Origin of the sequence: Micromonospora sp. D93 (assembly GCF_018070365.1) — a bacterium.
Classification (GTDB): Bacteria; Actinomycetota; Actinomycetes; order Mycobacteriales; family Micromonosporaceae; genus Micromonospora; species Micromonospora ureilytica.
In genome coordinates this window covers 274,338-299,898 of the sequence record NZ_JAGPXW010000005.1, presented here as the reverse complement: position 1 = coordinate 299,898, position 25,561 = coordinate 274,338, and the positions used below count along the sequence as shown (strand labels likewise).

17 protein-coding genes are annotated in these 25,561 nt (G+C 67.3%); 11 read left to right on the top strand and 6 right to left on the bottom strand.

Annotated features, from left to right (window positions below; all coding sequences use genetic code 11):
• Positions 1-163: 163 nt before the first annotated feature.
• A complete protein-coding gene (locus tag KBX71_RS08955) occupies positions 164-835 on the top strand; it encodes a DUF1524 domain-containing protein (RefSeq protein WP_210817512.1) in 672 nt (223 codons plus the stop codon).
• Between the two features lie 653 nt (positions 836-1,488).
• Here KBX71_RS08955 and KBX71_RS08950 read toward each other — a convergent pair.
• The 6 genes from KBX71_RS08950 to KBX71_RS08925 all read right to left on the bottom strand — a co-directional run bounded on the left by KBX71_RS08950 (position 1,489) and on the right by KBX71_RS08925 (position 10,138).
• Positions 1,489-2,322 carry a hypothetical protein gene (locus KBX71_RS08950; RefSeq protein ID WP_210817511.1) on the bottom strand — a complete coding sequence of 278 codons (834 nt, stop codon included), beginning with the start codon at positions 2,320-2,322 and terminating at the stop codon, positions 1,489-1,491.
• A gap of 4 nt (positions 2,323-2,326) precedes the next feature.
• Complete coding sequence (locus tag KBX71_RS08945) at positions 2,327-3,619, bottom strand: AAA family ATPase (RefSeq protein WP_210817510.1); 1,293 nt, start codon at positions 3,617-3,619, stop codon at positions 2,327-2,329.
• Between the two features lie 484 nt (positions 3,620-4,103).
• Positions 4,104-6,137 (bottom strand): hypothetical protein, encoded by a 2,034-nt coding sequence (locus tag KBX71_RS08940; RefSeq protein ID WP_307847012.1) that lies wholly within the window; start codon positions 6,135-6,137, stop codon positions 4,104-4,106.
• A 1-nt stretch (position 6,138) separates the two neighbouring features.
• Positions 6,139-7,986 carry an Hsp70 family protein gene (locus tag KBX71_RS08935; RefSeq protein WP_307847011.1) on the bottom strand — a complete coding sequence of 616 codons (1,848 nt, stop codon included), beginning with the start codon at positions 7,984-7,986 and terminating at the stop codon, positions 6,139-6,141.
• A gap of 140 nt (positions 7,987-8,126) precedes the next feature.
• On the bottom strand, positions 8,127-8,834 hold the full coding sequence (locus KBX71_RS08930) for an SDR family oxidoreductase (RefSeq protein ID WP_210817508.1): 708 nt from the start codon (positions 8,832-8,834) through the stop codon (positions 8,127-8,129).
• The gene (locus KBX71_RS08925) at positions 8,831-10,138 is read right to left on the bottom strand and encodes a transcriptional regulator (protein WP_307847020.1); all 1,308 of its coding nucleotides are present in this window, start codon (positions 10,136-10,138) and stop codon (positions 8,831-8,833) included. Before KBX71_RS08925 ends, KBX71_RS08930 begins: the two co-directional genes overlap by 4 nt.
• A gap of 519 nt (positions 10,139-10,657) precedes the next feature.
• Between KBX71_RS08925 and KBX71_RS08920 the strand changes: the two genes are divergently transcribed.
• The 10 genes from KBX71_RS08920 to fxlM all read left to right on the top strand — a co-directional run bounded on the left by KBX71_RS08920 (position 10,658) and on the right by fxlM (position 25,517).
• Entirely contained in the window at positions 10,658-11,866 is a 1,209-nt protein-coding gene (locus KBX71_RS08920) for an FAD-binding oxidoreductase (protein WP_210817506.1), read from the top strand.
• 1,200 nt (positions 11,867-13,066) lie between these two features.
• Positions 13,067-14,512: an APC family permease gene (locus KBX71_RS08915; RefSeq protein WP_210817567.1), complete on the top strand. Its 1,446-nt coding sequence runs from the start codon at positions 13,067-13,069 to the stop codon at positions 14,510-14,512.
• Between the two features lie 259 nt (positions 14,513-14,771).
• Entirely contained in the window at positions 14,772-15,494 is a 723-nt protein-coding gene (locus KBX71_RS08910; RefSeq protein ID WP_210817505.1) for a hypothetical protein, read from the top strand.
• Positions 15,491-16,705: a histidine decarboxylase gene (locus KBX71_RS08905; protein WP_210817504.1), complete on the top strand. Its 1,215-nt coding sequence runs from the start codon at positions 15,491-15,493 to the stop codon at positions 16,703-16,705. The genes KBX71_RS08910 and KBX71_RS08905 overlap by 4 nt, the downstream gene beginning before the upstream one ends.
• 245 nt (positions 16,706-16,950) lie before the next feature.
• Positions 16,951-17,799: a hypothetical protein gene (locus KBX71_RS08900; protein ID WP_210817503.1), complete on the top strand. Its 849-nt coding sequence runs from the start codon at positions 16,951-16,953 to the stop codon at positions 17,797-17,799.
• Complete coding sequence (locus tag KBX71_RS08895; protein WP_210817502.1) at positions 17,796-18,566, top strand: class I SAM-dependent methyltransferase; 771 nt, start codon at positions 17,796-17,798, stop codon at positions 18,564-18,566. The genes KBX71_RS08900 and KBX71_RS08895 overlap by 4 nt, the downstream gene beginning before the upstream one ends.
• A gap of 328 nt (positions 18,567-18,894) precedes the next feature.
• A complete protein-coding gene (locus KBX71_RS08890; protein ID WP_124774359.1) occupies positions 18,895-19,029 on the top strand; it encodes an FxLD family lanthipeptide in 135 nt (44 codons plus the stop codon).
• 112 nt (positions 19,030-19,141) lie between these two features.
• Positions 19,142-22,168, top strand: a complete 3,027-nt coding sequence (locus tag KBX71_RS08885) for a lantibiotic dehydratase (protein ID WP_210817566.1) — start codon at positions 19,142-19,144, stop codon at positions 22,166-22,168.
• A 44-nt stretch (positions 22,169-22,212) separates the two neighbouring features.
• Positions 22,213-23,427 (top strand): lanthionine synthetase C family protein, encoded by a 1,215-nt coding sequence (locus tag KBX71_RS08880; protein ID WP_210817565.1) that lies wholly within the window; start codon positions 22,213-22,215, stop codon positions 23,425-23,427.
• A gap of 14 nt (positions 23,428-23,441) precedes the next feature.
• Positions 23,442-25,517: a methyltransferase, FxLD system gene (fxlM, locus tag KBX71_RS08875; protein ID WP_210817501.1), complete on the top strand. Its 2,076-nt coding sequence runs from the start codon at positions 23,442-23,444 to the stop codon at positions 25,515-25,517.
• Positions 25,518-25,561 lie beyond the last annotated feature (44 nt).

Sequence of the window (25,561 nt, the reverse complement as noted above, 5' to 3'; positions counted from 1 at the left end):
ACCCGCAGGTCACGGCCTTGCCATACCTCCATGCCTCGCGGCGTGGGGGAGCGAGGCGACGATCCGGATTCGTTGCTGCTTCCTTCTCTCTTCACAAACACGCTCTTCGATGGACATGATCGCTGTAGACGATTGCCGTCTACCCGATGTCGAGGAGGCCGCTATGCGGATACGACTCTCTGCCCGCTTCCCCCGCGCTGTGCATGCGGTCGCGGTTGCCGCCGCCGTTGTCGTGACAGGCGCTGGCTTCGTCGGCGTCAGCGCGCAGCCGGCGTCCGCCACGCCCCCGGGCATCCCATCGAAGGCGACGGCGCAATCGCAGCTCAACGCGTTGACCGTGGCCACAGAAGGCTCGACCAGCGGCTACTCCCGGGACCTGTTCCCGCACTGGATCACCATTAGCGGCAGCTGCAACACCCGGGAGCAGGTCCTCAAGCGCGACGGCACCTCCGTCGTCGTCGACAGCTCCTGCGTGGCCACCTCAGGCCGCTGGTACAGCCCCTACGACGGCGCCACCTGGACCGCCGCCTCCGACGTCGACATCGACCACGTCGTACCCCTCGCCGAAGCGTGGCGCTCCGGCGCCAACTCCTGGACGACCAGCCGCCGACAGAGCTTCGCCAACGACCTCAGCCGCCCGCAGCTGATCGCGGTGACGGACAACGTCAACCAGTCCAAGGGCGACCAGGACCCCGCCACCTGGCAGCCGTCCCTGTCGTCGTACCGGTGCACCTACAGCAAGATGTGGATCAGCGTGAAGTACAACTGGAGCCTGAGACTGCAGTCGTCGGAAAAGTCCGCGCTACAGGCCATGCTCAACACCTGCAGCTCCTGAGAAGAACGTCGGGCAGCGGCGGTACAACAGGATGCCGCCGCTGCCCGGGTGCGTCGCTACGCTCATCGCCAACGGAGTGATCAGTTTTCCAGCCGCCTCTAGTGACATAAAATCCCCGCTGGTAATGGGCTTTTGTGACGCGGTGCTGGCGTCGGCGTCGCCACCGTGGCCATCGATGGATGTGGTCGAAGGGTCGGCTGGCGATGATCAGGTGCGCCAGGAGATGTCGAACCTTGCCGAGGTGAAAGCAATGAGGGCGGCATCTCATCGACGCACCTTCGAGCCGCTGGCCTGAGATCACCGCTGTCCAGGGCTTGTGCTCCCGCTCGCTGTCAACCTTGACGAGCCCGATCAGACCAGTCTCCCCAAAGTGCGCCAGCAGCTCCGGCACGCGCTCGTCCAAACCCATCCACGGATGGGGACCACGGAGGCCGCTACGGAAGCCAGCGGGTCGCCTGGTCGTGAGTCGAGGGCTTCCGACTGCCGCGCCACCCCAACCGGCAGTAACGCGGGATGCGGGACTATCGCTACATTTAAAAGCGACATTTTTACTTGCCTGCCACGGATCTGGCCTGCGACCGGCCGCTGGCCATTCGGCCTGGGTCGCGCGTCTTCGATAGACGCCAAATTGGTCTGATTGTAGTCCGTGACCATCATCGCAGAACTAACCGACCGGTCCGACCTTCCCACGCCTGAATTCTTTTGACAACGGACCACTGGCGGAACGCCGAGTCATCGAGAGACATGCGTACCATCATTTGGACCAGATTATCGGTGATGTGGTTTGGAACCTTGTAATAGTGATGAAGAAGGAAGCGGGCCGCTCGGAGGGTGTCCTTCCCATTGCACATCCCCTCATCTGTAGGCGTTGCTTCGACAAGGCCTTTCCAATCCACGCCGTGCCCGGCCTGCTTTATCTTTACTTCGAGCACATCCAACAACTTGGCTTCTTTGAATGAGTGACCGCGCTTGTCCCAGTACTTACTGAGTTCGAGATCGTCAAAGCTCAAGTCAACCCCAAGCGGTTGAGCCGCCATACGCATCCGACCAATAGGCAAGCTCACCGATTTTGCCTTCTCAAGCACCTTATCCGCGATCCGCTGAACTTGCTCGTCGGCAATCGCAGAGGGCGCTATCTCGGTAATGATGAGGGCCAGCGCGTTCAGCTCAAGAAGATCAGACTCAACGTTAGTGCCAGCAGTAATTACCAAACCCTCACCGCCTCTAAGATTGCCCTGCCTTACCTCGTAATCGCAGTCGGTGAAGAAGATTATTCGCCGGCGATCGATCGATGCTGCCTGGCTGTAGGCGGCAAGCAGCAGTGTTCTGCCGCTGGCTATGACGATCTGGCGAGGATCACGAACACGGCCGTAGAATAGCCTTTTGTCATCCGGGCCCTCGACAACAAGGATCCCATATTCTTGACCGAGTCCATCAAGTCTAAGATGCGCGTCGGACAACAATGCTGCGGCTGAATAGTCGGGCATTGAATCAACGCTTTGGATCCAGTGGGCGGCGAAGATCCTCGCGGCCGGCGATGAGAGCCGGCGAATGTGTCGCTAAGAGGAAAGACAAGTTCCGCTCGCGACCCATTTCGCTGAGGTCGTCAACGAGCACGGACTGCCATAGCACATGAAGCGACAACTCGGGCTCATCAATCAGCACCAGAGTGCCAGGAGTCGCCCTGAAGAGAATGTGATGGGCGAGAACTAATATCTGCTGCTCCCCGCTGGATAGGTTCGAAGGTGGCAGAGGATCGTCTCGGCCCTCGACTCTTATGACGAAACCCTTCTGCGGGTCGAACTCAATATATTTCGAGTGATAATGCTGGTTGAGAAATTCGGAGAACAAGGCCAGGCGTCGGCGCAGCGGCTCGAGGACGTCGAGCTTCGCCCGAGCATCTTGCACGTAAGTATCTATAACGGCTCGAGTGTGGGCGGCCGAAAAGTTGAGATCTGCGAACTCTTCTTCAGCATCCGGTGGAAGCAATGCGGCGTGGCGCAGATCCCGGGCATGACGAGCGATCAGCGTGAGTTGGCGCTTCAATTCAATCTCAGAGGTTTTTCTAGGTCTTGCGATGGCCTCAATGACTCTCTTTGGGAAGTCGCGGTCGAGCGATTGGCTCGTACTTGCATAATTGGCCTGCGCAGAAGCAATCGCTTCTGCAATGTTCGCAGCAGCCTCCTCGGCTGCAAACTTCGTCGCGACCGCTTCAGCGCTCGCGCGGCGACCAGATCCCTGCTGCGGAGGCTCGATCACCAATCGTTGGTCGGTAATAAAAAGGACAGGGAAGCGTTGAGGAATACCCTCAACCCACTCTGGTCTTTCGCGGTACCGACCCCGATCCGCGATTTTCGCCAACCAGGGCGAGGTGTCGACGTCAATTTGGCTGCCCTCTATTGGAAAGAATTCGTAAGTAGTATTCCAGTTGGTGGATGGCCGCGACACATGCCACGCGTTGCTTCCACTGGCATTTTCAACGAGCTGTTGTCGGACTGTATCGACGATTAGGGGCCAAGATTCGGAATCACGGGGGAAGCTCCAGGGCTCAGCATTCTCTCCCAGTAATTCCAAACGGAGGTTCTCGGCAGTCTGGAATGCCTGGATCTCGATTCCTGACTCAAATTGCAAGACGAGCTCTCTGAAAGGGATAGAAAAGAGGCTATTCCATCGCCCCGTGCCGATTGCGTCGATAGTTCTTAGCACGGTTGATTTACCTGTGCCATTAACGCCGGTTAAAAGAGTGGGATCGGCGGAGTCTAGTGCGAATGATATGTCGCGCATGCCGAATAGTCCCCGTATTGAGTAGGCGCTCAGTCGGCCGAAGGGTGTAGGCTTTTTGATCAACTTCGCCGTGGGTTTCTTGGATGCTCTCGCCATTTTAAAGGCCCTTCATTGCAAGATATTGGGCGTATCTTACGCTGCCAGCGTTAGGAGGTGGGTGCAGGAACATCCCGCAACCCGTCGTAGAGATTCTGCCCTCCCTGCCAGCCGTCGACCGACCCAGTATGGGCGTCGGCCGCTTGGCGCGCCTTGGTCAAGGGCAGGCAGGATGGCCACCGCCAATCCCCCCAATACCGCATCCACTAGGGGGCGAAGTCGCGGCTGGAACTGTGGGAGCCGCGCCTGCTTTGCTGCCTCGCAAGCCGGTCAGTTGGTGACCAAAGTCAGTAGACGTGCGTACTTCGCAGGCGCGTGTCACGCCATGGCGTGATGAGGGCTACGGGGCTAGACGGAACCGAGGCCGGTTCAGGTTAGGTGAGTCGGACTACTGCCGGCTGACGCCAGTTGGGTTGCTGGCCCTGCTCGGAAGGCGATCGGGGGCATCTTCGTCGAGCCCTGCCTCCGACATGAGGCGCTGGTAGCGGCCCTGCAGTTCGGTGGCCGCTTCGGGGTCACCGTCAGCCGTGAATGCGCTGCGGGCGCGGGCGTGTAGGTCTGCGTTATACGGGTCGATGCGGAGGCCCGCCTGCAACACGGCAAGGCCACGCTGCGGTTCAGGTTCGGCGTCGGCGAGGGCGGCGCAGGCGTTGATGACATGCCGGCGGGTCGTTTCGCGAATGGGGTCGAGCCATGGCCAGATGCGTCCGGCGGCGAGGTCAGCGGGGTAGGCGTCAACGATGGCCTGCCAGGCAGCGGTGGTGTTGGTGACGGCGCTGGCGGCGTGGTGAATGGCGGCTTGCAGCTGCCACAGGTCGACGTTCAGGTGTGCCGGGTTGAGGCGATAGCGGTCGTCGGTGTGTTCGATGACGTGCATCCCGCTGGCGTCCCGGATGACGGTGCGGAGTTCGCTGAGGGTGGTGTAGAGCCGTCCGGTGAGGGACCGGCGGGGGACAGCTGGCCAGATGGCATCGGCTAGCTGTGAGGTGGTGGCGCCGTTGGGGTGGTTGGTGGCGAGGAAGACGAGGATCTGGAGGGCGGCGGTGCGGCGGATGGTGAGGGGTTCGCCATCGACGAGGAGGGTGGGTTCGCCCATGACGCGTAGGCGAAGTCGCCGAGTGGAAGCATCGGGCCGGCTGCGGGGCTCGCCTCGGGTCGCTTGCCGCGGCAGCCGGGCCTTCGGTGGCACCACGTGAGGCAGGGGAGGGTGCGGGGTCGCTGGGGCGGGTGGTGCCGGGTCGGGGTGGACGATGACGGCGAGCAGGTCAGTCGCCGCCACCTGGTCGAGGACACACAGTCGAGGTCCAGGTTCTTCGGGGCGCGAGGGGTCGTGCAGATGGCCTGTCGGGGCGGCTTGCCAGGTTGATCCTGCGGGCCATCCTCCCAGCACAACGATTCGGCCACCGGCCGTGGCCGCTCTAGCAGCGAGGTGTTTTACGTCGTAGCCGTCGCTTTCCTCCTTCAGTAGGAGGACGATCCTCGGTGAGGGGGCGGACTCGACGAGCCGCGTTGCGTCGTGGATGGTCTCCACGGCAGTGAGCTGTGGTAGACGCCGGTCGAGTGCCGGCGCGTCGGCGCCGAGGAGGCTGGTCAGCGTTGCCCTGGTGGTGATCAGCGTTGGGGTGCGGAGGTGGTGCCCGGCCAGCAGGGCGGTGATCAGCAGTCCTCGGCCGATCGATAGCGTGCCTGGTCCGCTGACGCCCAAACCACTGACCGGGAAGACACCGAGAAGGGCGGCGAAGCTGCCCGACGGCTCCGGTGCAACCGACGGGGCGGGAGCGTCGGCGAAGGCTGCCTGTACGGCCGTGACGGTCGGGGGCAGTCCTGCGGTATCGAGTTCGTCGCGGCGGTGTGGGTCGGGTGGGCGGGGCTGGTAGTCGCGGCGGCGGCGTAGCCAGACGAGGGCTGCGGCAGCAGCGACCTGCTCGGCGACCTCATCAGGCAGCCAGCCGCCGGCCAGGTGAATTCCGTCTTTGTTCGCCGCCGTGTCCTTATGGATGGGGCTGACCTCGTCGGACTCCTCGGGAGTCCCTGCTGCGAGCGGAGGCGATGGTTGCGGCGGGGCGATGGTGACCTGGTTGGTGGCGACGCCGAAGACTGCGGCTCCGGCCATTCCGCTTGCCGTCGCCTGTAGCGGCGTCGGTAGCGGAAGCCTGCGCAGCCATCCCACGGTCGTCCGCAGACGGATCAAGACCCGCACGGCGACGGTGTAGGCGAGCAGCAGCCACAGTAGCCACGCACCGATCGTTAACGCGGCGGTGAGGCTCTGCTCGGTCAAGGGCTGCTGCACCCACGCCCGCACCTGCTCAGTGCTCGGCCACCCGCGTATGGGTGGGCCGATCAGGAGTAGCAGCACCACCGGCGGACCTGTCAGGAGCGCGAGGACGACCAGCAGCGACATCAACTGGCGCGGCCACCGCACCTCACCCACCCCCACCCGAGGGACCGGCACCCGCTGATCGCTGGGCAGAGACAGGGCTCGTGGTGGCGGGGCGGATGATGCGGGTCCACAGTCGGGCTGCCCACCACATCGCTAGGGCCACGGCGTAGCTGACGCCGAGAATGCCGGCGGCCTGCTCGCTGACGATCGCGGCGCTGATGACCGCGACGGGGGCGCTGAGGATGAGGCGGAACATCAGCGGCGTCACCAACGCCATGACCAACCCGACGCCGAGGAGCAGCCCACCGACGCGCCCGGCGACATCGATCCATAACAGCCGGTCGGGCCATCTGTCGGCCGTCAGCGAATACTGGATCAACCCCATGCCGAGCCCCGCGGTGACGATCGACCCGGTCGGTGCGGCCAGCAGCGCCGACCAGCCGCCGTGCGGGGCACGCCACTGCCGAGCCGCGACCACCGCCATCGCCACGGCCATCACCACGATCGGAACGATCGGCCACAACGCCCATTTCAGGAAAGGGCCCACGGGCTCGCCGAAATACTGACTGGTGACGACCGCGTAGAGGCCCGCGATCGCCGCACCGAGACTGACCGCAGCGAGAATGCCGATACCGACCTTGCCACCCTCAGTGCGGGTACCCGGGGTGGGGCTACGCGCGGCGATCAGGGATCCGAGGACGGTCCCGGCGGCGAGGCAGGCCAACAGGGCGAACACAGCAGCCATCGTGAACTCGCCCCAGTTCAAACTCACCGAGCGGTAGACGTTCATCAGATTGTGCTGCTCGGCGGTCAGAAGAACCTGCCAGATCAGCGCCAGCGACGCGAAGCCCGGCACCGCGATCGCCACGGCCCGTCGCACCGGCGGTATCGGCACCTCCACCACTACCGCCGTCCCCGCATGCGCGGCGCCAGCATCCGCGGCACCTCGGGCGGCCACGAGCTGAGGCTCGGGAACAACCGCGGTGGTGATGCCTGTGTGCTCGGCGACGACCGTGTCCAGCTGCGGCAGATGGGCGCTGCCGCCGACGCAATAGATCCCCGCGAGGTCGCTGGGGGCGAGTTCGGCGGCGGCGATGGCCTCCCCGACCAGCTCCGCCACGCGTCGAATTACTGGCAGAGCGGCTTCGACCAGCATGGTGCTGTTCGCGATGACCGGTGCCCGCCCCTGGAGCGGTACCGTGACGGCAGGGTGGGCTCCTAAGGTTTCCTTCGCCGCGCGGATGCTCTGCGCTGTCGCCCAATCGCCTCCGTCGTCGCCGGGTGCGTCCCGGCCGCCTGTCAGAGCGGCAGTCAAGGCCAGGTCGACGGCGGTGCCTCCGGCGGCAGGGTCAGCGAGGGTCGAGAGAACCTCAAACCCCGCCGGGCCGCGGCGAAGCACCGTCACCTCCGCGCCCGCGCCGACGTCAGCGACGACGATGAACGCCCCGACCGGCAGCTGCAGACCGGTCGCCAGCAGGTACTCGGCGACGGCTACCGGGGCCTCGACGAGACGCGGCTGCGCCAGACCCGCCCGATGCGCGGCCTGCCTCATCCAGGTCCGCCGACGCGGACCCCAACCCGCCGGTACCACCAGCCGCACATCCCGCACCGGCCCGCCGGCAACCCGCTCGGCCTCGGCCGCGACCGTGCGCAGCGGCGCCGCCGCCAGCGCGAGTGCCTCCACCATCGTCTTGTCGACCGTGACGTCGTCATCGACGGCGCGGCGAGGGCTCGGAATGAATCTGTTCGGCTGCTCGACGGCGGCCTGCCACGCCCGCTGTCCTGTCCGTACCTCCCCGTCGGGGCCCACGTGCACAGCGCTGGGCAGATACGGCAGCCCGTCGAAAGAGAGCGCAGACGCGCTGCCGTCAGCCCAGGCCAGAACAGCCACGGTGCTGGCGTCACCACAATCGATCGACAGCCGCGCTTCCCCCGCCTGCATACACACAGTCAAACATGAAGATCTCATTCACGTCATCTGTTGATCACGCAGCGGTAGCTCGGTGCCGCCTACCCTGTCCCGTGATGCCGCTACCAGGCGAGTGGTCGTCGCTGGAAGTAGAGTCCCCCGGTCGGGCCGTCTGACGGCAGTGTGGCAAGCCATAAGAACGTGTCCGCAGCTTCGTCAGGCGTGGAGTTCGCCTTTCCGTAGGCCAGGCGAGTGTCGACCTTTCCCGGGGACGCCGCGTTCACCAAGATGCCGTCGTCCTTGAGCTCAGCTGCGAGGATGCAGGTTAGTGCGTTCACCCCAGCCTTGGACACTCGGTAGGAGACGCTTCCGGTTCCCATCTCGCCGAAGGTGCCCATGTGGCTGGTGACGTTGACGATCCGGCCGTACCCGTTCTTTCTCATCTCAGGGATGGCTGCGGTACAGCAGCGCCAGGTCCCCATGATGTTGGTGTCCAGGGTGGCTCGCACCTTCTCGATGTCGGCGCTGGCCGCTGCCTGGCCTCGGTCGATGGCGATGCCGGCGTTGTTGACGAGGATGTCTAGCCGGCCGTACTGGTAGCCCACGTCTGCCATGGCACGAGCGACGCTTGCCGGATCGGCGATATCTAGTTGCTGGCCGGATGCGGAGAGTTCATCCGCGAGTAGCTCATCGGCGGCCCGATGTGCGGCTTCCTCAGTGCGGGCGGTGACGACCACGTGGGCGCCGGTCTCGGCTAAGCCGCGGGCGATAGCTTTGCCGAGTCCGCGATTGGAGCCGGTGACAACTGCGACCCTATTGGCCTCGCTCATGTCAGCAGACTACGCACGCGCTCATCCAACGCTCCTGCGGCGGGGTGTCGATGCGCCACGAGGCGACCATGGATGTCCAGCAAGCGGCGATGGTTGCGCACGGATCGGGTGGCGACGACATCTGGAGCAGCCTGGGCAACGAGGCTGCACGCCTGCTCGACATCTCCGAGATTCAGTACGGAATCAGCGCGCCAGATCAGATAGGTTGCGCGATCCCGGCTGCGCTCGGCCGGTTGGAGTGCGAGGGTCTGCTGAAGCCAGTAGTCACTGGCATGGTGGCGCTGCAGGAGTAGGTAGCAGGCCGCAACCTGGGCGGCGTACTCCGCATGATCAAAGTAGCTGGCCCAGGCTGGGCTTGCTTCATCATCAGCGCGTGACATTTCTGTGTCGGCCTCTGCGAGTCGGCGCTCGCACGCTACCGATTCACCAAGCACTGCGTGCGTACGAGCCAAACGGGTAGTGAGCATCGCTCGCACGCGGGCGGGCGCGTCCTTCGCCCCAGCTCGCGCAGCGTCGGCCAAACGGAGGGCCTCGGTGGGGCGTTCCGTGTCGACCCGCTGAAGGCTCATGCACTTCAGGATGTTCGCGCCTGCCGCTCGGTCGGCTGCGGAGTGGGCAGCGTGGAGGGCCGCAAACCAGTAGCGCTCGGCCGCCGCGTGGAATCCTGCATCGAAACTAGCCCAACCAGCGATTCGCCCCAACTCGGCGGCGACAACCAGCAGGCGATTGCCGGCAGCCTCCGAGTAGTTGCTGTGGCGCAGGAGATCCGTTACCAGCCGAAGCTCAGCGTCAACCAGTGACCGCACGCTCCCGCCGCCGAGGCTGGCATCCATGCGGCGCAGGGCCGGCAGTCGCTGTTCAAAGCAATCTAGGAGATCTGTGTCGACGCGGCCTCCCTCAAGCGCTGCGTTGATCTTCGGAGGCTCGGTTCCGAGCCACCGTTCGGCTATCGCAGCGGCTAACCCGGCCTGCATGATCAGAAACCCTCGGCGATCTAGCACTGCTGGTCCTGCAGTGTCGTCAAGCAAGGCGATTGCTCCGTTGACGGTCCAGGGTGCTGACGTGCTGATCGCGGGACCGGTAGGGAGCCAGTGGGGCCACCCGAGCGCCCTAACTGTTTGCCTATCGACGCCGAGTTCGTCGGCCAATGCGACCTGTGAATCCTCATCCGGCACCACGCCCCATCGCTCCCAGCGCCAAGCCTTCTCGCGCCGGGCTGCAGTGTTTAGACGGCGCGCGATGACATCGACGAGATCTTGTTGCGTCCAGCTTCGCTGTTCTCGAACGTAGCTCAACGGATGCACCAAGAGCTGACTCCGTGGCGATGGTGTCCGCGTCATCCTGCCTCCCGATCGTCGCCGTCACTCTAGTCCGATCCGGTCAGAGAAACGTGCTCTCAGCTGCGGAAACTGCTCGGATTCGTCATGAGACAACAGCGAGACAACAAGCTAGGCGTCGATTTGCTCTGGTCGTTCGGCTTTCCTGAACGGGCCAATCCGTTTCGGTGTCGACCGGTCGCTGTCGGTGATTGGACCGCGCAGAACTCAGGTCGCCCGGCTCGGCGGTGAGCAGGGGAGGTCCGCCCTAGAGGCGCTGGCGAGCCTCCGGCATGGAGGAGTCAAGTTGGGGCCGAGAGAGGGGTGGCTTAAAGATGCACCGGAGAAAGTGGTTTGTTCCGGCCGACGATAGGTCGTTCGATCCCGTAGGCAGTAACGTGACGCGGCATAGGGCTATCGAGGCACGGGTAAAGACGTGTGCGGAAGATCCGAAGCCCAGGCGGGTGGTGCTTAGCATTGGCCGCGCACCCAGGACCAGCCGCCGCGATGGCTGACCTGGGGCTCTCGCTGGCGGTCGCCCTCGCCTCGCATGGCCGAGCCTCCGACCACTTCTGGTCGTTCATGGAGGACCGCAGCGTGCGGCTACTCCCGCACCAGTTCGCGGCGGTGTTCTTCTCGACGCTTGGGCAGTTAGTCGCGGGTCGGGGTGATCCGGCCGGTCGGCGCGCGGCGTTGGCGGTGTTGGGTCGGATGTACCGGCGTTTTGATCTTCAGCCCTATCACGGTACGGCCGTCGCGGCGGCGTTGGTCGATACGGTGCGCCGGTTCGCGGGCGAGGGTTGGGAGCCCGAGCTGGCGGGTCAGTGGGAGGTGGGGTGTCGGCGGGCGCTTCGGCTCGCAGAGCGGGCGGCGGGGGCGTTGGGTGATGGTCCGCATGTGACGTTCGGCGAGGTGGAGGCGTGCGAGGCGGCCTCTGATGGTGTCGCGGTGTTGACTGTTCGGCCGTTGCGGAGGCTTCGGTATTTGCCTGGTCAGGCGATGCCGGTGTGTACGCCTCGGTTGCCGGGGTTGTGGCGGTGGTATTCGCCGGCGAGCGTTCCGCGCCCGGATGGGCGGGTGGAGTTCCACGTTCGTGCCGTACCAGAGGGTGTGGTTTCGCCCGTTCTGGTCGAGCGGGTCGCGCCGGGGGATCTGTTGTGGCTGGGGCCCGCTTCCGATGTCGGGATGTCGCTGGAGGCCGCTGGTGACGCCGATCTGCTGTTGGCGGCCGGGGGTACTGGTCTCGCGCCGATGCGGGCGCTGGTCGAGCAAGTTGCCGCGTCGCCCAACGGGCGGCGGGTGACGTTGGTAGTGGGCGTGCCGACGCTTCTGGACCTTTACGACGCGGTCGCGTTGGACAAGCTTGAGCAGGCGCATGGTGACTGGCTCACGGTCGTGTTGGGGTTCTCGAACGACCGTGATGTGGAGCCTGCAGCGCAGGGCGATCTGCTCAGCGTGGCCCTGTATCACCATCAGCCGGGGCAGGCGTTCTACGTCTGCGGCTCACCGCGGTTGATCGAGGCAGCTCGGCACCGGCTGCCAGCCGCAGGGGTCGCCGCGGACAGCCTGCATCTCGCTGCGACGTTCCATCGCGCGCTCGATTCGGCGCTGTGGGTGTCTCGCCAACGCTCAGCGCACGCTGCCCACCTGGGAACCGTGCTGGGGACGGCCGGCGACGGTAGCTCGCTCGGCCAATTCCGGGGGGATGCGCCATGAGCTTGATGGAGACGGCGGTCCGGCGCGCGACCGGCGAGGACATTGCCGCTTTGTCCTCGGTTATGGCTGACGCGCTGATGGCCCAGCCCATTGGGGTTTGGCTGGTTCCTGATGTGGCCAAACGCGCAGTGGTTTTGTATCGATGGGCACGGCTTGTGCTGTCGCAAGGGCTGGAGCGCGGTCGCGTCGATACGACCGACGATCGCGCGGCGGTGACGGTCTGGTACGCGCGGTTGGAGCCACCCCCGCCGGCTGCCGCATGGGTATACGACCTGCACAGGCTCCTAGGCCCGCACGCGGCCCGGTTCGCCCTGCTGCACGCCTGTGTCGATGGGCTGTGTCCCCACCGTCCGCATCACCAGCTCGCTCACGTCGCGGCCCGTCCCGGGCACGGGGACGCCGCGCGGGCTTTGCTGGCCGCCCATCACCAGACCCTGGATCTCGCGGGGTTGCCGTCGTGTGCGGAGTACAGCGGCGACCGGCCTGGAGAGGGACTGCTCGCGCGAGTCGGTTATCAGCCGCGCTCGCCGGTCCTGCTCGCGCCAGGAGGTCCCGCTCTGTGGCGAATGTGGCGCCCTCAACCTTGCGACGAGCAGCCTTGCCGATCGGCTGGCGGTGGGCTGCCGCGACGAGTTCCCCTGGAGCGCGCCGCGACTCCTTTTCTCGGCCGCGTCATCCCGGCGGCACCGTCGCGTTCTCCCTGACCACCCAATAAGGCACCGGCTTTCTCTACCTGCTGGCGGCGACGTTTCGGCCAGCGGGACACGTCATCACACCCCCATGCCGAAGGAAGGCACCCCTCATGCTGACCCGAGCCACTCAGCCCACGGCACTGCGACCACGCAGCCCCGCCTTGGGGCGCTGGTTGAGGTTGCCAGCACGGATCGCGACCGCCTGCACCGGTACCGACCTCACGCTCGCAGGCGACGTGACGTCGACGGAGTACGCGTGGGGGTATGCGATCCGGCGCGAGTGGCCAGACGGGGCTCACGACCTCTTCGGATTCACGCCGGATGCCGACACCGCGATTCGCCGGCTCCACCGCGATCGGAGCTTCTGGCGCGGCGGCCCGGTACGGCCGACGGCGGTCTACGTCGTGCCCGCCAACGCCGCTGATGTGGGTGCGCATCCGGTGGTTGGCTGTCGTGGGTCGGGGTGCCCGGACTCGCCGCAGCGGGGGCAGCGGTGAATTCGGCGCAGGTGCAGGTGGGGCTCGCGCGGCGGACGCTGACGCCGTTTGGGTTGTGGGTGTTTGGGGCGGCCGCGTCGGCGCCCATGGTGGTGCTCAGCGGAGGCATCGTCGGCACCTATGCGACGACGAAGGTAGCGGCTGTTCCTCTGGCCTTCGTGGTCGTGGCGGGTACGGTCGCGCTGCTGGCGGTGGGGTACGCGGCGATGGCCCGCCAGCTCGGGCATCCGGCGGCCTACTACGCGATCCTCGCGCATGGTTTGGGCCGGAGTTGGGGTGTCGCTGCCGGCATGGTCGCCCTGGTGGCCTACAACGCGATCCAGGTCAGCTTATACGGGCTGTTCGGGGCGACGATGGCTGCGCACCTAGGCGGCGCGTGGTGGGCGTGGGCGGGCCTCGCCCTGGTCGTCGTCGGGGTGCTCGGTGTGCGGGCGATCATGTTGTCGACCCGGGTCTTGGCCGTCGTTCTGGCCGCGTCGTTGCTGATCATCGCGGCGTTCGTCCTCGCCGGGGTGGGACAGCCGGCGGGCGGGGAGGCGTCGTGGGTCGGCTTTCACGCCTCGGGTTTGGCGGTCAGCGGCATCGGCGGTGCGATCGCCTTCGGCGTAGCCGCGGTGATGGGCTTCGACGCGCCGGGGTCGCTCGTCGAGGAGGCCGTCGACCGCAGGTCAGTCGGACGGGCCACCATCGGTGGGGCACTCGTTCTCGGCGGGGTGTATGCCGTTGTCGCGTTCGCGATGGGGGTGGCGGTCGGCCCTGACGTCGTGGGGGAGGTGGCCGGTGATCCGGCGTCCGGGTTGCCGTTCTCGGTCCTGGCGCGCCTGGGCAGTTGGTGGACGGTCCTCGCGAGCGTGGTGCTGATCTTCGCGATCGTCACGTCGATGCTGGCGTTTCACTCGGTGCTCGCCCGGTATGTGTTCGCCATGGCCCGGGAGAAGGTGCTGCCGGCGGGTCTTGCCCGGAGCAGTAGCGCGACCCGGGTCAGTGCGCCGCGTGGTGGGTCGTTGATGCAGACGGCCGTCGCGGCGGTGGTGGTGGGGGTGTTCGCGTTCAGCGGCGCTGACCCGGTGGCGGTGATGTTCACGTGGCTGTCGGCGTTGGGGGCGATGGGCCTGCTGTGTCTGCTGCTGGCCGCGTCGGTAGCCGCGATGATGGCACCGGCCAGGGTGCGCGGCCCGCAGGCCGGTGCGTGGGAGTGGCGGCTCGCGCCCGCTCTGGGCGTGCTGGGCGGGTCGGTGGTGCTGGCGCTGATGGTCGGTAACGCCGGGTCTCTGCTCGGTGCCGAGCCCGGATCGCTGTATCCGTTCCTGCTGCCCGTGAGCCTCCTTGCCACCGCGGTCGTCGGCGGGGTGTGGGCCGGGCATCTGCGGCAGGCCCGCCCGGAGGTCTACGCCGGAATCGGCCGTGGCACACCAAAGAGGCATGCCGTTCCCGACGCCATGAACCTCTCGATCTGAGGAGGCGATGATGAGGACCCACGCGGCTACGTCACCTGGCGGGCACCACGGCGTCGACCCCCTGGACCCGCGCTGGCAAGCGGGCCACCCGCCCGCCGCACCACCTGCCAGTCACCCCGAGCCTGCGGTCACGGTGCCGCCGCCCGGCTACGGCGCGGCACCTGTCCCCACCGGCTACCAGCGACCACCCGCGGCCGCCGTTACTCCCATCCCGCCCCCGGGCCCGGCTGGCTATGACCACCGCTATGCCGACGGCGACGTGCCGGCTGACCTGCGCTGGGCGGATCTGCGCCTACAGGTCGTCTACCGGTCCAAGCGGCTGAACACCGGCCACCTTATTGAAGCCGATCAGGCGTTCGGGGGGCGCGGCGCGGTCGGCCCTCACGCGCTGATGCTGTTCTTCGTCTCCGACGCGCCCAACGAGCCGCACGGCTACCGGTTGCACACCGCCCACCGCACGTGGCCGCAGTCGCCGGACTCCGATGTCTTGCCGCAACTGCTCGCGGAGATGACTGAGGTCGCCGCGGACAACATCGCGTCCATCGGACGCGGGTGGAGTCCCCTCGGTCCAGAGGGTTCCATGGTCAACGGCGGGGACATGACCATGCCTCCCGGTGCATGGTACGTCGGCGTGGGTGTCAGCACCCTCGACTCGGACCAGGGCCGCTGGTATCAGGTTGCTCGGGCGCTTCATGAGGCGTCGGCCGCTGGCCGCTACATGTCGGCGTTCAACGTCAAGGGTCAGTGCTGCGTCCTGTTGACCGACGGCACCGCCCTGTATATCGACCGCGATCCGCAGGCCCGCCTCGGCGCCGACGGCGTGCGCTGCAACAAAACCCTCAACCCGGACCGGATCACCTACTACAACCCATACGAGCATCTGACCGAGCAGGGCGACGACGAAACCCGCGACATCTGGCGGCAGCTTGGCGCACTGCACCACACCCTCACCGCGCACCTGCTCGCGGGACGGCGGGCGTGACGACCGGTCACCAGAGCCTCAGCCTCGCCGACGCCGCAGACCTCAGCGGAGCGCCGGTCGACGTCACGGCCGTGCTCGACCACCTGATCCACGACGCCGACGCCGCCGCCGCAACGAGCATCGGCTTTCCCGGCGCCGTGGACCTCCACTACGGCGACGTCATGACCCGCCTCGGCAACCGGCTATGGAACAACATCGGTGACCCCGCAGACCTTGGCGGAGTCGCCCACACCCGCGTGCTGGAGCAGGCCGTCATCGCCTGGGTCGCCGACACCCTCGCCATGCCCCGAGACGACCGGTGGGGCTACGTCACCACCGGCGGCACCGAAGGCAACCTATCCGCCCTGCACACCGCCCACCACCGCCACCCCACCGCCCGCATCTACTACTCGACCGCCGCCCACTACTCCATACCCAAGATCGTCCGGATGCTCGGGGCGCGTGGCGTCGTGGTCAACGCGGACGCCGACGGGGAGATGGACTACCCGCACCTTGCCGCGCAAGTCAGCCGCCGCCGACGCTGGCCCGCGATCGTGGTCGCCACCGCTGGCACGACCCTGACCGAAGCCGTCGACGACACCACCGCCATCCGCGCCGTCCTCGATGAGCACCAGGTCACCGGACACCTGCACGTCGACGCGGCGCTGTCCGGCATCCCCCTCGCACTCGACGGCCGGCTACGCCTCGATGACGACAGCGGCATCAGCAGCATCGCCATCAGCGGCCACAAATTCCTGGGCGTGCCAACGCCCTGCGGAGTAGTCCTCATCCGCGACCACGCCCGCCACACGGTCAGCCACATCGCCTACACCGCCACCCTCGACACCACCATCACAGGCTCCCGCTGCGGCCTGGCCGCCGCCCTGCTCTGGCACGCCATCGCCACCCACGGCCATGACGGGCACCGCTGGCGGGCAACTCAAGCCCGCCGCCTCGCCGCCTACACCGTCGATCAACTCAACGCCGCCGGCTGGCCGGCGTGGCGGCATCCGCACGCCTTCACCGTCGTCATGCCCACCCCACCCGAGCAGGTGCGCAAGAAGTGGCTACTCGCCACTGACGGAGCCACCAGTCATCTCATCTGCATGCCCGGCGTCACTTACGGCCAGGTTGACGCCTTCGTCGCCGACCTCAGTGCCGCCGCACCGCCCCGGTTGATCCCACGACCCCGGGCGCGACGGGACGGTCTATCAACCCCGAGCAGGCCGTGATGAGCCCCATGCCCATCGGCGCCCAGAGCCGTCCCGGCGATGCCATGGCCGCACCGCATGCTGTCCTTTCGGGCGCTGTGGACACCCGCACGGCGTCTCTGCCGTCCGTCGCCGCCTCTGGCCGGTGGGCCTATCGCGGGAAAGTCGGGGTGGCCGTTCTCGTCACCGCTCTCATCGCCGGGCAGGCGCCCCCGCCGCCCAGTCAAGAATCGCCGCTTCTACCCGGCGCATCTGACGGCTGCGACGTGCCCTCGCCACACGATGATCTCGCCGGCACCGCGAGCACCCTGATGGCGACAAAGCTGCGGCCCGGCCAACCGGCCCGCCCGATCCTGCTCCACCTAGCGCACCACACAGCAGCGGACCCCTGCGACTCGGCAGTCGGCCGATTCAATCTGGTCCACCACCGCGCCTGGTACGACAACGAAGGCGAGCAGAGCACGCGGGACATCGTGCGCTGGTACGCCGACGACGACTCCGGCGCGGAGTTGATGACCCAGCACCCGAGTGATGGGTTCGGTGTCATCGAGGACTTCTGGCCACCAGGGTGGCTACACGACAGAAACCTGTTCCACGCCTACCGCAGCACCGATTGGCTCCGCGCCAAGTCAAGGCTGCAAAACGCGCAGATCAACAGGACCACACAGCTCGTGGCCGGTCTCGCCGCGCTCGCCACCTGGCACAGCCCCGGCCCGCCGCAACGCGCCCTCGCCGCGCAAGCCCTCGCAGACACCACCGGGCTGACCGCACACCCCAAGACACGCGACCACGCCGGCCGCACCGGCATCGCCGTAGCCGCCACCAGCGACAACGGCCGTGAGCGGCACCTGCTGATCCTGCATCCCAGCACTGGACCTGTCCTTGCCTACGAACGCGCCATCCTCACGCCTACCGGCTGGCGCACACGCGTCTACCTGCTCCTGCTCACCCGCACCCACACGCCCCACCGCTATTGGGAGCCACCCGCCACCAACACGCCACCCGTGGCCTCAACAGATCAACGGGTGATGCCCCGCCGGTCCGGTGTGTGGCTTGTCCCCGCCGAGCACCCCTGCACGCCCGAACTCGAACCAGGAGAGGTATCACCGCGATGACGACTACTCACAGCGGCCAACTGCGCCCTGCCCGGCTGCGTGAACTGCTCAACCCGATCATCCGGCAGCAGCTGGACCGGCTCGACATTCAACCCGGCCAGCGCGTCCTGGAGATCGGCGCGGGTGGCGGCGAGGTCACCGCCTACCTGGCCCGCCTCGTCGGCCCCCACGGCAGGGTCACCGCGGTCGACAAGGACACCACCTACCTCAACCCAACGAGCATCATCGACGTCTATCAGCGGGACCTGAACGGTGACGACCTTCCCGGCGAGCCCGACAGCTTCGATGTCGTCGTCGCCCGATGGCTGCACGGCGCACTGCCACACCCCGCAGAGGCGCTGGAACAGATGATCGCCCGACTGCGTCCCGGTGGCTGGCTCGTCCTGGCCGACGTCACCGACACCCCGCCACGAGTCTTCTGGGCAACTGACGACGACACCCGGCTGATCCACACCGTCATGCGACGCACCTACCGCACCATCGCCGGACTCGACGGTGCCGGCACCTGGACGGCCGACACCCCCGCCCTGCTCATCGTCAAGGGCATGCCGCAGCTCTGTACCCACGCGTCCACCGAGACCTGGACCGGAGGCGGCCCCGGATGCCAGCTACTCGCCAACGTGGTCGACCACCTCCGTCCCGTCCTGACCACACCCGAGGTCACCGATGCCGACCTCGACCGGTTCGTCACGCTCATGGCCGATCCAAACGTGCTCTTGGGCTCCTACGAGGGCAGGGCTATCCACGCCCGCAAGGCAACCGCATGACATGCGTCGCGCGGAGCGCGGGCAGGGTGCGATCCGTCCGGCTGAGTCTGTGGCAGACACGACGGGAATCACCGCAATCTCCTACTTCGAGAACTTGGGCCATCGGCAGGCCGCCACCTACAACCAGCCATTTCCGACCCGGGTAGTCGCCGTGCGACGACTACCCGACCGGCCGCCGCTCATCGAGATGGGCGCGGTGGCCGGTCCCGGCCGGCGGCAGGGGTGCCCCCGTTCCCCTGCCGCCTCCGACCTGACGCTCCGCGAAGTCCGTGCCGGTAGCTGCGGGGGCTACCTGCCCACCCATCATCCCAACTTTCTAGGAGGAACCATGAACGACCTGCTCGCCGTCAACGACGACCCGTTCCAGCTGGACGTCCAGATCGTCACGGAGGGTCCGGTCGCCGCCGCACTGTTGGCCGACACGGACGACGGCTGCGACACCGTGAAGGGCAGTGACTGCTAGTCGCTTGTCCTTGCCGGTTCCGGTGAGCGACCCGAACGTTCACCGGAACCGGCGACCCCTGAAACCGAGGAAGTTCCTGTGTGAGGAGAGGACCGTGGCGGCGAGAAGCAGTGTGTACCGGCAGGTTGATGCCGCCACGATCCGCATCGCCGCGCACTCGTGGCGAGGCGGCGGCCCGCCGTGGCCGCTTCGGAGCGATGCCACGAGCATTGACGGCTGGCTGCGGGAGACATGGAGGCTCCCCGGCGCGGCCGAAGCCGTGTGGACGGCCAGTCCTGAGTTCGCTTCCCGGGTCGAGGCGGTGTGCGCCGGCTCAACACTCGATGCCGGCCGCGGCTGGAGGATGGCTCTGGCACTGGCGCGGTACCTGGTGCGTGCTCAGCGGCGGGCCACGCCCTTCGGGCTGTTCTCCGGAGTCGCGGCACTGCGTTTCGACCGGGCTGCCTCGGCCGTGCTGTTAGGGCGCTCAGCCATCCGGGTACGGCCGGACGCGGGCTGGCTCGCGTCTCTGATCGCGCGGCTCGAAGCCGACCCGCATGTGCGCCGCAACCTGCGCGTGCAGGCAAACAACCTGGCGGTGGGACAGGGACTTCGGCTGGTGGTAGGGCGCCGGCCACATGCCTCGCTACCAACGGGTGGCGTCTCCTCGGTGAGAAACACGGCAGCCGTGCGGCTGGCCGTGTCGCTAGCCGCCACGCCGGTGTCGTGGACGGAGTTGGTCGACACGGTGACCGCCGCGTTCCCATGGACTTCGCGTGCGTCCGCAGACGCGCTGGTTGCCGATCTGGTCGACCACGGCGTGCTGATCTCCAGCCTCCGACCGCCGTCAACCTGCACCGACCCGCTGCGACACATCCTGGACCAGCTCGACACCGTGCAGGATGACCACCTCAACGAACAGCAGCCCGTTGCGGCTGCACTCGCGTCGTTGCACGTTGACCTGGGTGGCATCACAGCCGGTACGACACAGCTTCGTGAGCTGGCTGACCGGATGCGTCGGGTGGCAGCGGATCCACAGCCGATCGCGGTGGATCTTCGGCTTGCGGATCAGGTCACCCTGCCGATCCAGGTCGCTGCCGAGATCGCGAGCGCTGTGGGCATGCTGCGACGCTTGACGTCACATCCGGGCGGTCGGCCGGAGTGGCGCACGTACCGCGCCCGGTTCGTCGACCGCTACGGCATGACGGCGATAGTGCCGCTGGCTGAGGTGCTCGATCCCCTGACTGGGCTGGGCTACCCGGAACACTTCACCCGCGCGGCCGAAGTACCCCCAGCCTCGTTGTCCAGCCGTGACGAGCGGCTCTTGGCACTGGCCCAGCAGGCAGTGATCGACGGTGCCCACGAGGTGAAGCTCGACGACGCAGCCGTGAAGGCCCTGGCCAGCCCTGCGCCCGATGAGGGCCACATCAGCCCTCACGTCGATGTCACGGCAGAGATCCGCGCGGCATCGCTGGACGCACTGGCGAGAGGGCGCTTCACGATCGCGCTGACCGGCATGGGCCGCTCGGCGATGGCGACGAGCGGACGCTTCCTCGACGTGCTGCCCGTTCCCGAGTGGGAGCGCATGTGCAAGGAGTTCGCCCGGCTACCCGTTGCGGTGGACGGGGCCATGCAGGCGCAATTGAGCTTCCCACCACATCGTCTGCATGCGCAGAACGTACTGAATGCCCCGCTGGTCCTTCCGTGGCTGATTTCCTTGGCTGAGCATCGTCCGGCAACCGAGGGCATCATCAGCATTGGTGATCTTGGTGTGGCTGCCGGTCGGGACCGACTGGTGTTGGTGTCGATGTCGCGGGGGAGGGTGGTCGAGCCGACGGTCGCGCACGCCGCCGCCTTGCACACGATGCCGCTGCTCGGTCGGTTTCTCGTGGAGTTGCCCCGAGCGATGGACGCCCGGCTGAAACCATTCGACTGGGGCGCGGCTTCCTGCCTGCCCTTTCGGCCCGCGCTGTGCTACGGGCGGATTTTGCTCACGGCCGCCCGGTGGCGCATCGACCCGGCCTGCCTGCCCGCTGCGGACGCGAGCGACAGCGAATGGTTCGCAGCCTGGGAGGCGGTGCGGTCGAGGCTGCGGCTACCCGGGTGGGTGCAGGTCGGCAGCGGCGACCAGCGGCTCCGGCTCAACCTCGATCAGACCATGGACCGGTCCCTGTTACGCGCCCACCTGGACGCCAGCACCGAACCGATCACCGTGGTAGAGGCGGCGGGTCCGGAGGACTTCGGGTGGCTGTCCGGGCGTGCCCACGAGATCGTCGTACCGGTCGCCTCCACGGCCGAGCCCACAGCGGCGCCGGCCGTCGTCTCCGCACGCTCGGGGCCGCCGCCCGCTCCCGCCCCGCCGATCATGCCCGGAACAGGGGGCATCGTGTCCGCGTCGCTGGCCGTCGAGCCGCCAATGATGGAACTGGTCCTACTCCGAGGGCTGCCACCGCTGCTCGCCGACTGGCCCAAGCCACCGCTGCGATGGTTCGTCCGCCTCCGACGCCCCACGCCGCACCTACGACTGCGGCTGCTCACCGACGACCACGGCCACGCCGCCGTACGGATCGGCCGGTGGGCCGACGCCCTTCGACGGCAGGGCCTTGCCGGCGACCTGAGCCTGGACACCTACCATCCCGAGTCAGGCCGGTACGGAGACGGCCAGGCCCTGGTCGCCGTGCAGGAGTTGTTCGCCGCCGACTCCACCGCAGCCTTGGCGCAGCTCAGCGCGCAACCCGAGTGTCAGGTCAACCGGCACGTCCTTACCGCCGCGAGCATGATCGACCTGGCCGCTGCGATGCTCGGCAGCCGCAACGACGCATCCGAGTGGCTGGTCGCCCACCCGGAGCAGGCCGCGCAGACACCCATCGACCGGTATCTGCTGCGCCAGGCGGTCACCCTTGACCCGACCCTCCTGCCGGAACAGGTCCAGCAGGCATGGCAAGAGCGATCCCGGGCCGCAGCCCGCTACGCCGACACACTGTCCGCCGTTCGCGGCCCACTGACCCCTACCTCCGTGCTCACCTCGCTGCTACACCTGCATTTCGTTCGCACTCACGGTCCCGACGAACCTGCCGAGCACGTCACGCATCGGCTCGCCCGCCACATCGCACTGGCGACCGTACGCCGCCGCGTCCGCACCGCAGGAGCGCCCCGATGACTGCCGTTCCCCTCGCGAGTCCACTGCTACGGGCAGCCGAAACGATGGCCTCGTGCATCACCGACACCCTCACCCAGCCGCCCCCTCCGGACTTCACGGCGGACGACTACGGGCCACGAAGTACCCGCTGGCACGCCCAATCCCTATCGCGAGGTGCCGCGGGGGTCGCGATCCTGCACGGCGTGCGCGCCCAAACTGGGCACGCAGGATGGGAACCGGCCTACGAATGGCTGCGACACGCGACCACTGACACCCTCAACAACGGCAGCGGAGCAGGACTGTGGTTCGGTGCACCGGCAGTCACCCACGCGCTGACCACGGCCGCGCCGCACGCCCACCCGGCATCCCTCGATGCGCTCGATCACTCGGTCGCGGATCTGACCAGACGGCGTCTGGGCGCTGCGGAGGCGCGCATCGCGGCATGTGCCCGGCCCACCCTGTCGGAGTTCGACCTCGTACGCGGGCTGACCGGCCTCGGCGCCCACCTGCTACGCGGTGAACCAGACGGACAACTGCTCCGGCAGGTGCTGACGTACCTGGTGCGGCTCACCAACCCGATCGACATCGACGACGAGGCCGGACGGCTCGCGCCAGGCTGGTGGAGCGCCGACCCGACCGATCCCGACAGCCCTGCATCAGGCGGGCACGCCAACTTCGGCATGGCGCACGGCATCACCGGCCCCTTGGCGCTCCTGGCGCTCGCCATGCGCCACAACATCCTGGTGCCGGGACAGGCCGAAGCAATCGGCCGGATCAACACCTGGCTGGACGACTGGCGGCAGACCAGCCCAACCGGACCATGGTGGCCAGAGAGGATCACGGCAGCCGAGCTGCACGCCGGCAAGCCCGCGACACGCCGACCGGCTCGGCCGTCCTGGTGCTACGGCACCCCGGGTATAGCCCGCGCGCAACAGCTCGCCGGGATAGCCCTCCCCGATCCCGCCAGGCAGCAGACAGCGGAAGACGCCCTGTACCGCTGCCTGGCCGACCCCGTTCAGCTCAACCGACTCGTCGACCCATCGCTGTGCCACGGCTGGGCAGGACTCGCCGCAACGGTGTGGTACGCCGCCGTTGACGCCCACACCACCAGTCTGCACACCCACATGCCCCACGTGATGCGCCTGCTGATCCAGCACGCCACCGACGCCACCCCGGCGCGATCCGGCCTGATCGCCGGCCACGCCGGAGTCGCTCTCACCCTGCACACCATGGCCACCGGCACCGACATCCGCTGGGCAACCAGCCTGCTAATCCACTAGACGAGGAGACCACCATGGACCTCGACTTCGCCTCTGACATCGCCGCACCCATCCAGGCGGTTTCGGTAAGCCAGTGGCGTCAGGTCAACCTGACCTTCGCCGACTGGCAAACCGCCGAAAAGTACGCCGCAACCCGACTCGCCCCCGCACTAACCAGCGCCGAAGACAACGGTGTGATCACCGCCTTCTGGTTCATCCGCAAAACGCAGACATGGCGGTTACGGCTCCTGCCCGGCGACCGGCAAGCCAGGGTCTACACCCTCCTCGCCGACCTCACCAACGACGACCGCGTCCGCGGCGTCACCGAGCCCATCTACCGGCCCGAGGCATACGCGTTCGGCGGCGACCAAGCGATGACGGTCGCGCATACCCTGTTCCACGCCGACAGCCGCCACATCCTCGGCCATCTCACCGTCGGCGGCGCCCACCGACGCGAACTCGGTGTCGTGCTCGCCACCCGCCTCATGCGTGCCGCCGGACTGGAGTTCGCCGAGCAAGGCGACGTCTGGCGACACCTCGCTAACCGCCGCCACCAGCCCAACGCGCCAGGACCAAGCCCTCAGCTGATCGCCGCCGTACAGCGGCTGCTCATCGCCGCCGCCGACGCGCCGGGTAGCCCGCTGGCAGCCACCGCCCAATGGCCGCAAGCCCACGAGCGGGCGGGCGCAGACCTCAGCTTCCTCGACCGGCACGGCGCGCTCACCCGCGACCTGCGCGGGGTGCTCACCCACCACCTGCTGTTCCTCTTCAATCGGCTCGGCATCTCGGCCGCCGACGCCTGGCTCCTCGCGACGGCAGCCACGCACGTCACCTTCCACCACTCGTTCACCGACGCCTACGACACGCATCAAATCGCCCAAACAACAGAGAGAAGCACACACATGGTCCACCCGTCTGACGCTCCCAGCGCAGCCGTGCTTCGCGAACAGCTCGTCACTGCCCTCCAACAGCGCGGCCACGTCCGTTCGGCTTCCGTAGAGCAGGCGTTTCGCAGAGTGCCCCGCGAGGAGTTCCTCCCCGGGGTCGACCTAGAAACCGTCTACACCCGCCGCCAGATCGTCACGAAGCGCGACCCCAGCGGCGCCGCGCTGTCCTCGGCGTCGAGCCCCAGCCTCGTCGCGGACATGCTCGAACAACTCGACCCGCACCCCGGATATCGCGTCCTGGAGATCGGCGCGGCCACCGGCATCAACGCAGCCTTACTCGCCGAGCTAACCACCCCCAGCGGCAAGGTCGTCACCATCGAACTCGACCAAGACCTCGCCGACGCCGCCCGCGCCAGCCTCGCCCGCGCCGGCTACGACACCGTCGACGTGATCCACGGCGACGGAGCCCTCGGCCACCCCGACACCGCGCCCTACGACCGGATCATCGTCACCGCCGGAGCATGGGACATCTCCACCGCCTGGTGGGACCAACTCGCCGACCACGGCCGCATCGTCGTACCCCTGCGCGTACACGAGAGCGGCCTGACCCGATGCTTCGCCTTCGACCGCACCGCCGCCCACCAACTCGTCAGCACCACGACACCGCTGGTTTGCGGATTCGTCCCCATGCGCGGCACGGCAGAACACACCGACCACCACGTGCGCCTCGACACCGACGTGGCCCTCAAACTCGACGCCTCCGACCACCCCGACCGACAGGCGCTCAGCCGCGCCCTGAGCCACCCCCGGCACGAACGCTGGACCGGCATCGAAGTCGCCGACGCGGACCCCATCGGCCATCTCGACCTATGGCTACTCGTGCACACCAGCACACCGTTCGGCCGCCTCGGCGTCGGCGACACCGCCCGCACCAGCGGACTGGTCACCCCCGCCTACCGATGGGCCGGAGCCGCCATCTACCACGGCGGCACCATCGCCTACCTCGCCTTCCAACCAACCAGCGAGGGCCATCACGAACTTGGCGCCATCGCACACGGGCCAGACGCCGACAAGCTCGCCGCCGAACTCACCAACCTGCTCGACCAATGGGACGAAGCGGGCCGCCCCAACCAACCCACCGTGACCGCCCAGCCAGCAGGAATGCGACCTGCCGAGCCTGGCGTTATTCAGCGGCCCGACACCACCTTCAACATTTCCTTCTGACGGAACACGCCGGGGCGGTGCCCAACCCCGCCCCGGCCAACCCA